Raw genomic sequence first — 13,282 nt, forward strand, 5'->3', positions numbered from 1 at the left:
GGAATACTATTACCTCTTATGGTTACAATCTGAAACATTCTACCCTTACTTTTAGCCAACCGTTTGCGTGTAACTGCTGTTTTTTACATCACTACCATTTACACAAAATATTGCCAGCATCTATATGGCGACGAATAAATTCAATAAACAGGTTCACTTTATTAGGTAAAAATTTATGTCTTGGATAAACAGCGTATAACGGCATATGTTGTGTTAATTGCCAATCTGGCATTAGTCGAATCAACTTACCTTTACGGATTTCATCCGTTAACAGATACGTTGCCAAATAACCGATACCATTACCTGCAATCGTCGCGTCACGAATAGCATCAGCAGAATCAACGCGGTAATTACCCGTCACTTTAATATCTTGATTATTATTATTTTGACTAAAGCTCCAGACATTATCTTTACGCTCACGACTAAAATAAATAATACAATTATGCTCAATTAAGTCACTTGGTTGATAAGGTACACCGTGGGTTGCTAAATATTCAGGGCTTGCTACTAGCACAAAATCACAATTACTCAGATGCCTCGCAACAAAGCCTTCTGGGGGCGAATCCATAAATCCAATCCAAAGATCAAGTTGTTCAGCAATCAAATCAACACGGCAGTCAAATAAACTCAATTCTAAATTTAATAATGGGTGTTGTTCATGAAACTCGTTGATATAAGGCGCAACATGGTTAGAAGCAAAAGACTGCGCAATACCTACTCGTAACAAGCCTTGAGAGTTATCTTCATTTTCTAATAACTCACTTTCTGCTTCATTTATTTCTTCCGCAACTTTTTCACAGTGTTTGGCAAACAAACGTCCAGCCTCTGTTAATGCAAATGAACGCGTTGTTCGTTGGACCAATTGCACCCCCAACCGCTGTTCTAACTGTTGAATCAACTTACTGACTTGGGTTCGTGATATATCCAATAATTGCGCAGCTTTAGTAAAGCTTTGTTGTTTAGTAAGCGCATTGAAAACAATCATTTGCTGTGCTTTTTTTAACATCGGCAACCTTTTTATTTTTATAAAAAACCAATGACAACTAAAATATGCCAGTACTGATACCCTCAGTAATACTGTTTCGAATTGAAAGTATATGGCATCACATTATTTACTGAAAACTGATCCTTTTCACAGCTTATCACACCAAAATAAAAGAACCTTTTGATACATCCTTGATTAAGCATTTATTACAACATTCACGGAGTGTTCAAACTTCTGAAACATTAATGTCACATAACTTTTTTAATCTTTGTCGTGTTCATTCAAACCTATTGGCGTTTTGCCCAACAAGAAAGGATTAGGAAAATGAAAACAAAGATTATCGGCGCAGTTGTTGTTGCAAGTTCACTGGTTGTTAGTTCTGCAGCGTTCGCTGGCGAGACTGTCTCTGTTGTAGGTTCTAGCTCTGTTTCTCCCCTCATGGAAGTATTGGGTGAAACTTATGCGCAATCTAACGATGTTACGGTAGAAGTTCAAGGGCCAGGATCATCAGCAGGTATTCGTGTTGCTCACGATGGTTCAGCAGACCTTGGTATGTCATCTCGTAACTTAAAAACCGCAGAAGAATCACCACAAATAAAAGAAGTCGTGATTGCTCGTGATGGTATTGCCGTAGTGGTTAATAACAGTAACTCGGTAACTGATTTAACCAAAGAACAAATTACTGAGATCTACAAAGGTAATGTGACTAACTGGAACCAAGTTGGTGGTGAAGATAAACCTATCGTTGTCGCTACCCGTGATACTGCTTCTGGCACTCGTGGTGCATTTGAAGACATCATGTCATTAAAGAAAAAGATTAACGGTATCAAAGTCTCTGCCATTTCCCAAAAAGCACAAGTTGCTAGTGGTAATGGTCAACTAAAAACAACCGTTGCAAATAATCCCTTTGCTATCGGTTATATTTCACTTGGCTCCGTTGATAACACTGTTAAGCCACTGACTATTGATGGACATAAACCATCAATCGCTGCAATTAAAGCTGGCGATTATAGCGTCCAACGTCCATTTATTGTGGTTTACAAAGAAGGTCGTCCATCAAAAGAAGCACTGGATTTCTTAACATGGACTCAATCACCAGCAGCTCAAAAAATTGTTGCAGATAAAGGCTTCATCTCAGTTAACTAATTTTTATTTTAGCGCTCAACTTGTGTGAGTTGAGCGTTTTTGACTTCTCAGAAATAGGCTGCTCATTGGTATCCTTTCTGGAGTGTAGATTATGACCATCGCAAATATTGAAAAATCAACCAAGGATATGCCGCTGCTAAAGTCGAAAAAACGTATCGACTGGCGTGAAATGTTCTTTAAATACCTTTTTATGCTCAGTGCAGCTATCGGTATATTGTCACTCGTCACTATTGGCTACTTTATTTTCCGTGAAGGCTATGCTGCCTTTGCCTATTCAGGTGTTACAGGTATTGTCCTTGGCACCGATTGGTTACCACCGGCACTGTACGGTATTGCACCAATGATTGTCGCTTCACTTGTTTCAACAGCAGGTGCGGTAATGATTGGTGTACCGATTGGTGTATTAACGGCCATTTTTATTGCTGAAGTTGCACCCAGACCACTGGCGAGTTTTATTCGCCCCATGATTGAACTGTTAGCGGGTATTCCGTCGGTTGTTTATGGCTTTTTTGGATTGGTTATTATTGTTCCACTGATTCAAGAAATCTTTAATGTACCAGCCGGTAATACAATCTTAGCGGGAATCATCGTCCTTGCTGTCATGATTTTGCCAACAGTAATTACTATTTCTGAAACGTCTATTCGTGCGGTACCACGAGCTTATAAAGAAGGCTCTTTAGCACTTGGCGCGTCACCGATATTTACTATTTTTAAACTTATCGTTCCTGCAGCACGCTCTGGCATCATGACTGGGGTTATTTTAGGCGTAGCACGCGCACTTGGCGAAACAATGGCAATCATTATGGTTATGGGTAACTCCCCTGCGATGCCTGAAGGTTTACTTGAATCGGCACGAACACTAACCGCCAATATTGCGATTGAAATGTCTTACGCAACTGGCATTCACGCCAGCGCACTGTATGCGACAGGTATTGTACTGCTAGTGTTTATTATGACGCTCAACGGCGCTCTTCTTTATCTAAACCGTGAGCGAGCGAGGTAATTGACAATGCTTAATCATCACTCTCTATCTACTCAAACGAGTCGATTAGAAAATGCCAACCCAGCAGCACAAAAATTAAAAGATCGCCTATCTCTTGCGGTCATCTGGTTATCTGCAGGCGTTACTGTTGGCTTTTTATTATGGGTTATGTGGTACATTCTCAGCAATGGCCTTACCCATGTTGATTGGTCTTTTATTAGTTCAAACTACACCACTATTGGCAAAGAATCTGGCATTTGGCCGATGATTGTTTCAACACTGTATATGGTACTCGCATCAATTTCTGTTGCGGCACCATTAGGGATCATGACAGCCATTTATCTTACTGAATATGCTAAAGTTGGTAGCCGTTTAGTAAAAATTATTCGCTTTTGTACTGAATCTTTAGCGGGTATCCCCTCGATTATCTACGGCCTTTTCGGTATGACCTTTTTTGTGGTTATTCTCGGCTTTGGTTATTCCATTTTATCGGGTGCATTAACGTTAAGTATTTTGATTCTTCCAGTGATTATTCGTACTACTGAAGAAGCATTAATGGCGGTACCACAAACTTACCGTGAAGGTTCATATGGTTTGGGTGCATCCAAAATTTATACTATTTGGCGGCTTATTCTTCCTAGCGCAATGCCAGGAATTGTGACCGCGATTATCCTCAGCGTAGGTCGTGTTATTGGTGAATCTGCACCGGTATTTATGACAGCAGGCATGGTGGCGCGTATTCCAGAGAGTGTGTTTGACTCAGGACGTACGCTTACTGTTCACCTGTACAAGCTAACGCAAGAACTCTACACCGTACACGAATGGAACCAAGCTTATGGTACTGCGACGGTGCTGATCATTGTTGTTCTTGTCATTAACCTAATTACCAAGCTTATCGCTAGCCGTTTTAATACTGCGACTTACTAAATTCTGAGGCTTTATTACATGAACAAATTTAATATTGAAAATCTTGATCTTTTTTACGGTCAGAACCAAGCGCTAAAGAAAATTAATTTACCGATCCCTAATCGCCAAGTGACGGCACTTATTGGTCCTTCAGGCTGTGGTAAATCAACGTTATTACGCTGCTTAAACCGTATGAATGACTTAATCGAAGGGGTCACCATTAAAGGGTTATTGACCATCGATGATGAAAATGTCTATGGCAATATCGACGTTGCCCAATTACGCATTAAAGTGGGAATGGTATTTCAAAAGCCAAACCCATTTCCAATGAGTATCTATGAAAATGTGGCTTATGGTTTACGGGCTCAAGGTGTCAAAGATAAAAAAACCTTAGACACTATCGTTGAACAATCACTCCGTGGCGCAGCATTATGGGATGAAGTAAAAGATCGTTTGAAATCCCATGCCTTTGGTCTTTCTGGTGGTCAACAGCAACGCCTATGTATTGCACGTACGATAGCGATGAAACCTGAAGTTATTTTAATGGACGAACCGACATCAGCGCTTGATCCTATTGCGACCAAGAAGATTGAAGATTTGATGGAAACACTCAAAAAAGAATTTACGATTGTGATTGTTACCCACTCAATGCAACAAGCTCGCCGTATATCCGATCGAACAGCATTCTTTTTAATGGGTGAATTAGTTGAACATGATGAAACCCAAAGTTTATTTAATAACCCTGCTGACGACCGCACCCGTGGTTATGTAAATGGTGATTTTGGTTAACCCCTTATTTACAGAATAATAATAGCGATGGTACAACTTGCCTCTTCTTTATGAAGGGGCTTTTTTTATTGTAAAAGTAATTAATATCAATGAGTAAATCAAAATGATACGACTATATTAATAGAAGTGATTGCAGCACAACCCATAAACATGTATTTTATAGTTATGTTTAAATCATCTCACCAATAAGGGTATCATCATGGCAACTATTCCAACGGATTTCGTAAATTATAAATCTACCGCTATTTTTACGCCTGAAAACATTCCTAAGATGTTTCTTCACCTTCACAATACTCGTGTTGGTGTTTATGGCGAAATATGCGTCTCACAAGGACAACTTAAATTTTATGGCTTTAGTGATCGACGTGGAGATATTGAACAAGAAATTATTATTAATGCTGGCGATACTGCAATTAGCCCACCACAATATTGGCACAAAGTTGAATTTTTAACCGCTGATACACAATTTCAAGTCTGCTTTTACGCTCAAAAAAACAGTCAAATTGTACGTGATAACCTTAATGAACGATCACCTCAGTGATAACACGACTACAGCGCATATTCACAACCATTATTCAATAAGGGTGAAATTAACTCTATAATGACAGTATAGAAAAGACTATCAGATAATCTTACCCGCCTTGACAACTAACCATTGATAATTTCAATTATGGGGGTGTGATAATGCGCTATAAACAACAAATAAGACAAGTTACCTCATGGGTAGATGTACTTACATCAATTAATATTTCAATAAAATCAGTCGCTGTCTTAATTAATAACTCACCCATTAATAAGTTATTTGTCTATCTGCTCAATCATCGCAATATTAAAACCTATACATTAATAAAAGAAATAAATCCTAAAATATTAATTAACCAAATAGTTAACAGTAACTGTAATGTTATTGTTGTTGATAAACCGAGTTACGTATTATTGCAAAAAATCATGCCCTATCTACAACACGATGTCGTGATTGTTCTTCTGCAAGAAGATTGGGTACCGGATTGGACATGGAAATTTAATCAATATAATTTTTTATGTCAGCAAGATTTACCTTAACAATTATTCGCATTGATAATCACAACTATTTGATAATAGATAACATAATAATTATCAACACACCTGCTAACTCATTTTTTCAATTTTAAATTGAATATTTATAGCAGCGAGCGTCGATTTAGCTATAATCTGCGCATCTTTGTCTAATGACAATAAATAGCTCGTTATCAATAGTCATTAAAAATACTGATAACATCATATTTTTCATATCACCAGCAGGAGTTTATCGCAACATGCGCTTACTGGTATTAATGCTTATCTTCGTTTCTACGCTAAGTTTTGCGGACACAAAACCACAGCTTCCCCTCCATCAAGATACGAATGTTGAATATCAACAACTTCAAAAACTCAATCTTGAATTAAACGCATTAGCAAAAGAAGCAACATCAACAACAGGTTCATCACTTGATGTTGTTAGGTTACAATTACTTAATAAAAACAAAGAATTAAGAAAAACACTTACTGATTTAATTGACGATAAAAAAGCGGATAAAAAACTACTACTAAAACAAGTAGAACAACAAATAAAATTTGCGGCTGAAGCTGAAAAATTTTTACAAACCAAAGTTGAACGCGATCAAAAAGATCTTGATAACGCGAAAGATACTGACAAGTTAGTCGCTTTAAAGGCACTGACTGAAAGCCGTGATTTTATTATTCTGGTGCTTAATGAAGAATGGGAAAATTACCAATGGATGGAGCATCTAGGCAAGCCAGATCCAGAAGCCATTAAAGCACTCAAAAACAATATCGAACATCGTCTTGATTTCATGTCAGCATCGCTCACATTTGGTAGCCAAGCGATTGACTTAAATGATAAGCAATTAAAATCTGCGGCTGGTGACGAACTAAAAGCACTACAAGTTACCCAACTGTTAGCCCAACGCCAAGTAGATAGTGACACTAAAAACTTAACCGATTTAGTTAAACTTGCTGACAATATGGGCATTGATACCGCTGAATATAAACGCTTACTGTTTGAACAAACAGGTAATGTTACTGATGACTTACTAAATAGTAAGGTTATGTGGTCAATTGTTACCTCATGGACCACTGACTTTAGTTCATGGTTGTTTGAAAATTTGCCGCAGATGATCTTTAAAGTGATTATTTTCATCTTTATTATTTTTGCGTTTAAAACACTAAAAAATGTTGTCCGTAAAATGGTGACACGTGCGGTATCGACAAAGAATTTGAAGATGTCGATGCTTATGCAAGAGTTCTTTATTTCAATGTCAGGTAAAATTGTGTTTGCGATCGGTATTTTAATCGCGCTTTCACAAGTAGGTTTAAACCTTGCACCAATTCTAACTGGTTTTGGTGTGGCAGGTATTATTATTGGTTTTGCCCTACAAGATACATTGTCTAACTTTGCCTCGGGTATGATGCTATTAATTTACCGCCCATTTGATGTCGGTGATTTAGTAGAAGCAGGTAGTATCACAGGTAAAGTGAGCCACATGAGTTTAGTGAACACCACCATTAAAACATTCAGTAACGAAATTATTATCGTACCAAACAGTAAAATTTGGGGTGATATTATCAAGAACGTTACTCATGAAAAAGTACGTCGTATTGATATGGTTTTTGGGATTGGATACAGCGATGACATCGAAAAAACAGAGCGTGTTTTACAAGATATTGTTGAATCTCATCCTTCTGTTTTACGTAGCCCAGAACCAAACATTAAGTTACATACATTAAATTCATCATCGGTTGATTTTATTGTGCGCCCTTGGGTTAAAACAGATGATTACTGGGATGTATATTGGGATATCACACGAGAAGTGAAAATGCGCTTTGATCGTGAAGGCATTTCAATTCCATTCCCACAGCAAGATGTACATTTACACATGGTTGAAAAAGCCATTGAATCAAAAACAGCATAATCACTAACGATATACTGTTTCTAGAAGGGCAAGAGTTCTCTTGCCCTTTTCTTTATCGGACAATTAAGAACAAATCCTCTTATTTACTTAACCACGGTTTCATACTTGTCACAAATACACCGTTCTTAACAAATAAACCCGCAAGATTGCGTAATAAATAGGTATAATCCTTTTGAGCAAGTATTGAAATAAGCTAGTTTTTTATTCAATATTCCCATAATCAGCATGAACGTTAACGAACATGCCTTAAAAAGAAATGACGGTTATTTTGTCAAGCAAACCTCTACCTATTTATGTTTGCACTTTTGCTCACCCATCAATATTACTGTTCAGGAATAACTATAATGAAAAAGCGTCTATTAGCTGCACTGGTACTCCCTATGATGTTAGCTGCATGTTCAACAACAGGTCTTACTACTAAAACATCACAACCAGTAACAGGCCCTGAGCTTGCTAACGGTAGCTGGTCATTAATGAAAATTGATAACCAAGCTCTTACCCAACCAGTACCTACACTAGAACTAGCAACGGATCTTGCTGCTAATGGTCATGCTGGTTGTAACCGTTACTTTGGTCAAGCTGAAGTAAAAGACGGTCAATTCCGTATTGAAAAAATGGGTATGACGATGATGCTGTGCCCAGATAGTGAAATGAAAGTTGAACAAACGTTTACACAATCGCTTTCTGATTGGAACAAAGTCAATATTTCAGGCGACACAATGACAATGACAAATGCAAAGCATACGCTAACATTTGCTCGTGATGTTGCTGCAACTAACGCACAATAATCACCTCTAAATAAAAATAAGCGCCGTTTACACACTTTCGATAACAAAGAAATATGTGTAAGCGGCTTTTTTATTATTCACAAATTATGCAGCACAGCCCTTCTGATACTTTTTTCGCAGAATATGTGCCGCGGCCACCATATTGGTTAATGCGGCTTCCGTTTCTGTCCAATTACGGGTTTTCAAACCGCAATCAGGATTGATCCATAAACGTTCAATTGGAATTAATGTCGCGGCTTTATCAATTAATGCCGTTATCGTATCGATGTCTGGAATATTAGGTGAATGAATATCATATACTCCGGGACCAATTTCATTGGGATAAGCAAATGCTTCAAACGCTTTGAGCAAGTCCATATCTGAACGGGATGTTTCAATCGTTATCACATCAGCATCTAATGCTGCAACAGATGCAATGATCTGATTAAACTCGCTATAACACATATGAGTATGAATTTGTGTTTGCGATGCAGCTCCAGCGGCTGAGATCTTAAATGCATTCACCGCCCAATCAAGGTATGCCTGCCATTGGCTCTGTTTTAGCGGCAAGCCTTCTCTTATTGCAGGCTCATCAATTTGAATAATCTTAACCCCTGCTGCTTGTAAATCAGCCACTTCATCACGCAATGCCAATGCGATTTGATTTGCTATCGCTTCACGTGATAAATCTTCACGCGCAAACGTCCAACCTAATATTGTCACGGGGCCCGTCAGCATTCCTTTTACAGGTTTAGTTGTTAAAGATTGCGCATAACGGATCCATTCAACCGTCATTGGTTGGGCACGATAAATATCCGACACAATAATCGCAGGTTTTACACAACGCGAGCCATAGCTTTGCACCCATCCATATTGCGTCACGACAAAGCCCTCTAGTTGCTCTGCAAAATACTCTACCATGTCATTTCGTTCAGCTTCACCATGAACAAGAACATCCAGCCCTAAATGCTGTTGGCGAGTAATTGCCTCTTGAATATGTGCTTGTAATACTTGGTTATAATCAGATTCCGTTATTCTCCCAGCTTTAAAGTCACTACGCTGGCTACGAATGGTTGATGTTTGCGGGAATGAACCTATGGTCGTGGTCGGTAATAATGGCAACTGTAACGCGTGTTGTTGTTGAATCACCCGTTCAGAATAAGGGAGCTCACGTTCAGCCACTTGAGGCGTAATTGCTGCAGTACGTTGTTGCACTTGCAGATTATTCACTCGATCACTGCTAAGACGTGCTTTTATGCTTGCACTGTAATCAGTACATGCAGCAATCGCATTCTGATCACCATCAAGCGCTTGGGCTAATAAGGTAATTTCCCCACATTTCTGTTTGGCAAATGCTAGCCATTGACGAACATCCGCATCAAGATCTGTTTCATGATCGACATCTATTGGACTATGTAATAATGAACATGAACTCGCCAGCCATAATTTTTGTCCTAACTGCTGCTTAATCGGTTGTAAACGGAGCAGCCATTCAGCTAAATCAGCTCGCCACACATTACGACCGTTAATAACACCTGCAGATAACACCCAATGCTCAGGAATTTCCGCGACCACAGTTAATAATTGTGCGGGGGCTGCCGATAAATCAATATGTAAACCATCGACGTTAAGCTGCGAAATTGTCGCTAATTGGTGGCTAATATCATCAAAATAAGTGGTCAGTAATAACTTAGGTCCACCATGAAGCATTTGATAAGCTAATTTAAAACTCGCAGCCCACTCATGCGGTAATTCAAGGGCTAATGCTGGTTCGTCAATCTGTACCCACTCGACACCTAATGCCGCTAATTTGGTTAATATTTGCTGATAAGCGGCCAACAATCGAGGTAATAATGTTAAGCGATCAAACCCTGATTGTTTTTCTTTTCCTAACCATAAATAAGACACTGGCCCTAATAATACGGGTTTAATATTGTGACCCGCTTTTTTTGCTTCTGCCACTTCTTCAAACAACTGTTGCCAGCTGACGTTAAAACGGTCTTCTGCGGTAAATTCTGGCACAATATAATGGTAGTTAGTATTAAACCATTTCGTCATATCAGCAGCGGCACAAGCACACCCTGTTGGCGCTTTACCACGTGCAACACTGAATAAGGTATCTAAATCAGGAAACCCTTTTTGATGACGGGTTGGAATGTGACCAAGCAGCATACTGGTGCCTAATACATGGTCATACCAAGCAAAATCTCCTACCGACACATAATCCAGTCCTGCGTTAATTTGATCATCCCAATGGCGATGACGTAACTCTTGTCCCACTTGTTTAAGCTGTGTTTGATCGATCTCACCACGCCAATAACGTTCTTGAGCAAATTTTAATTCACGCTGACTTCCGACCCGTGGATACCCGAGTATATGGGTGATGGTATTCTCGCTAATGGCGGTTTTCTTCGATGTTACTGTCATTGTTATATTCCTTTAATTCAATATGTTATCAATCATAAATCCATATAAAAACAATGGCTAAGATGACGCTGGTTGATTAACACAGTGACGGACAACAACAGTGACAACAAGGTGATTTATCTCATAATGATCATGAATTTATTTCACGTTGGAATACTGGTAATTCATCCAACTAACCACTAATATAGCCGTTTAGCCATCTGGATGTTTACATGTATCCATTTACCGCGTAGATTAAAAAACAATCACCTTATCTCGCAGTGCTCCAAGGATGGAACATGATTGAACTGAAACATCTAAAAACCTTAACAGTATTAAGAACAACAGGCTCACTCACTGCAACGGCAACCCATTTATGCCTCACGCAATCCGCGTTGTCTCATCAATTAAAAGATCTCGAACAGCGTTTAGGCAGCCAACTTTTTTTACGCAAAACACGTCCCGTACGCTTCACGACAGAAGGTAAGGTACTACTTAATTTAGCTGACACCGTATTGCCAAAAATACAAGCTGCAGAACAAGAATTAGCCAACAGTAGACACCAGACGACAGGCCGATTACAGCTGGCGATTGAATGTCATTCTTGTTTTCAGTGGCTCATGCCAGCATTAAAACAATATCAGGCACTATGGCCTGACGTGAATATTGATTTTTGCTCTGGGTTTAGTTTTGATCCTATTCCGGCGTTAGCTCAAGGTGAATTAGACTTAGTCATCACATCAGATATTCAACCCCGTCACGAAATTCACTATGAGCCATTGTTTGATTTTGAAATGTGTCTCATTGTTGCTTCGCAATCACCGTTAGCGACAAAGTCATATATAGAGCCGGCTGATCTTGCAGATCAAACCCTACTCAGTTATCCAATTCAACGGAACAGGTTAGATATAATGAAACATTTTCTTCAACCCGCAGGCATTGAGCCATTATCATGGAAGCAAGCAGATAATAGTTTGATGTTAATTCAGATGGTGTCGGCAGGAATGGGAGTCGCTGCATTACCTAATTGGGCGGTTGATAATTTCGTGCATCAAGGATTAATTGTCAGTAAACCATTAGGTAAGGGATTATGGCGACGTCTCTTTGCAGCAGTACGGGCATCAGAACATCAGCACCAATATTTGAAGGCTTTTTTTGCCACAGCGAAGCAACAATGCCAGCAGCATTTACAAGGTATTAAAACAGTTTAATACCTTGTTAGAATAAAATACGAATTTACTTGAACTGATTATTTAATGGATCGTAATGATAACCTTGTTGAGCCATTTTTTCGGTGAGTTCAGTTTCACTTAATTCATAACGAGAGGTTAATTCAGCCATAGAGTTACACTCTAGCCGTAAACGCTCGTTAACGATCCCAATTACAATATGGGTATCCATACCAAGTAAGTTATTAATTTCCATCCTGCCTCCTTATTACTAACAATTAATTATTAATATTAATCGCCATTTCATTAAGCATAGACGGTTTACTGTTATTTCTCTTCGCTATAAATACTCGTCATAAAAAAGCCTTTATCTTAAATAAGATAAAGGCTAAGTAGCGTTCAAATTCATGGTTTAAAATAAAGTTAATTGCATCACAGCTGAAAACATAAGTAGCCCCGCTGCTACTAATAACTGCCATTTATTCACGGTTTTATGTAATAAAATATGCCCCGACCACACCAGTAATGCGGCGACTAAACATAATAATGAAATCACAACTTCAACCGTATAAGGCGCAGTTGCCGCTTCACCCATGAAGATAATTTTCCACACTAAGAGTAATACCGAAACTATCGCACTGATAAAGCCAACAAACGGCAAAATACGGTGAAAAGCCTGTAATCGAGTGCGTGAAAAGGTTAATAAAACATGCGCCAGTAAACTACCGTACAGCGCCACCGCGACTAAACTTAGCAATACTTCAGGTATGTCCATCATTGGCAATAACATCATCCAACTAATAAACCCCAGTAGATTAGAGCCATAAAGCACCACCAAAGGGCCTGAGTCACGGGTTTTACTGGTTTTCACTTTTACGGTAAAAAATAACAAACTCAGTAAAGGCAATACTGCCCACACTTGGCTAATCGCAGCCAATAACCACCCAATAAGCAATACTGGCAACATTTTGTGTACTCGACCGCGTTGACCAGGGCAAATCTCCCCTTTGGTGAGTACTACAGTAAGAATACATTGCGCACCAAGCAGTGCTGGAATTAAAAATGCGAGATAGCCGATCATAATAAGCATCAATTAAAAATAAAAGGAGCACAATTATACTCAAGTCACGTCAAGATGCGAATCTCAGCCAACCGTTAACGATTAATCACTCTGCTCGAAT

General features: G+C 38.9%; 13 protein-coding genes. 9 read left to right on the top strand and 4 right to left on the bottom strand.

Translation table 11 applies throughout. The features are described from left to right. Positions 1–91: 91 nt before the first annotated feature. Complete coding sequence (locus BTO21_RS06785; RefSeq protein WP_045030491.1) at positions 92–1,006, bottom strand: LysR family transcriptional regulator; 915 nt, start codon at positions 1,004–1,006, stop codon at positions 92–94. Between the two features lie 303 nt (positions 1,007–1,309). On the opposite strand from BTO21_RS06785, the gene BTO21_RS06790 reads away from it, so the two are divergent. From BTO21_RS06790 to BTO21_RS06825, 8 genes are all read left to right on the top strand, one after another. Continuing rightward, on the top strand, positions 1,310–2,131 hold the full coding sequence (locus tag BTO21_RS06790) for a phosphate ABC transporter substrate-binding protein (protein ID WP_045030493.1): 822 nt from the start codon (positions 1,310–1,312) through the stop codon (positions 2,129–2,131). A gap of 91 nt (positions 2,132–2,222) precedes the next feature. Then, positions 2,223–3,134, top strand: coding sequence for a phosphate ABC transporter permease subunit PstC (gene pstC / locus BTO21_RS06795; protein WP_045030495.1), 912 nt, complete (start codon positions 2,223–2,225; stop codon positions 3,132–3,134). Positions 3,135–3,140: 6 nt separating this feature from the next. Then, positions 3,141–4,040, top strand: coding sequence for a phosphate ABC transporter permease PstA (gene pstA, locus BTO21_RS06800; protein WP_045030496.1), 900 nt, complete (start codon positions 3,141–3,143; stop codon positions 4,038–4,040). Positions 4,041–4,058: 18 nt separating this feature from the next. Next, complete coding sequence (gene pstB / locus BTO21_RS06805) at positions 4,059–4,808, top strand: phosphate ABC transporter ATP-binding protein PstB (RefSeq protein WP_045030497.1); 750 nt, start codon at positions 4,059–4,061, stop codon at positions 4,806–4,808. Positions 4,809–5,007: 199 nt separating this feature from the next. Continuing rightward, positions 5,008–5,349 carry a TehB family protein gene (locus BTO21_RS06810; protein ID WP_065193165.1) on the top strand — a complete coding sequence of 114 codons (342 nt, stop codon included), beginning with the start codon at positions 5,008–5,010 and terminating at the stop codon, positions 5,347–5,349. A 143-nt stretch (positions 5,350–5,492) separates the two neighbouring features. Beyond that, positions 5,493–5,870: a hypothetical protein gene (locus BTO21_RS06815; protein WP_045030499.1), complete on the top strand. Its 378-nt coding sequence runs from the start codon at positions 5,493–5,495 to the stop codon at positions 5,868–5,870. A 233-nt stretch (positions 5,871–6,103) separates the two neighbouring features. Beyond that, a complete protein-coding gene (locus BTO21_RS06820; protein ID WP_105026738.1) occupies positions 6,104–7,759 on the top strand; it encodes a mechanosensitive ion channel family protein in 1,656 nt (551 codons plus the stop codon). A gap of 344 nt (positions 7,760–8,103) precedes the next feature. Continuing rightward, complete coding sequence (locus tag BTO21_RS06825) at positions 8,104–8,547, top strand: META domain-containing protein (RefSeq protein ID WP_045030501.1); 444 nt, start codon at positions 8,104–8,106, stop codon at positions 8,545–8,547. 84 nt (positions 8,548–8,631) lie between these two features. Here BTO21_RS06825 and metE read toward each other — a convergent pair whose 3' ends face one another. After that, positions 8,632–10,953, bottom strand: a complete 2,322-nt coding sequence (gene metE, locus BTO21_RS06830; RefSeq protein WP_045030503.1) for a 5-methyltetrahydropteroyltriglutamate--homocysteine S-methyltransferase — start codon at positions 10,951–10,953, stop codon at positions 8,632–8,634. Between the two features lie 278 nt (positions 10,954–11,231). Here metE and metR point away from each other — a divergent pair, with 278 nt between their 5' ends. Next, positions 11,232–12,143, top strand: coding sequence for an HTH-type transcriptional regulator MetR (gene metR / locus BTO21_RS06835; RefSeq protein WP_045030504.1), 912 nt, complete (start codon positions 11,232–11,234; stop codon positions 12,141–12,143). Positions 12,144–12,168: 25 nt separating this feature from the next. Here the strand turns inward: metR and BTO21_RS06840 are convergent, their stop codons facing one another. Continuing rightward, on the bottom strand, positions 12,169–12,357 hold the full coding sequence (locus tag BTO21_RS06840) for a DUF4250 domain-containing protein (protein ID WP_045030506.1): 189 nt from the start codon (positions 12,355–12,357) through the stop codon (positions 12,169–12,171). Between the two features lie 156 nt (positions 12,358–12,513). After that, a complete protein-coding gene (locus BTO21_RS06845) occupies positions 12,514–13,182 on the bottom strand; it encodes a hypothetical protein (RefSeq protein ID WP_045030507.1) in 669 nt (222 codons plus the stop codon). Positions 13,183–13,282: the final 100 nt, after the last annotated feature.

It is taken from the genome of Photobacterium phosphoreum, from assembly GCF_002954725.1.
Taxonomy (GTDB): domain Bacteria; phylum Pseudomonadota; class Gammaproteobacteria; order Enterobacterales; family Vibrionaceae; genus Photobacterium; species Photobacterium phosphoreum.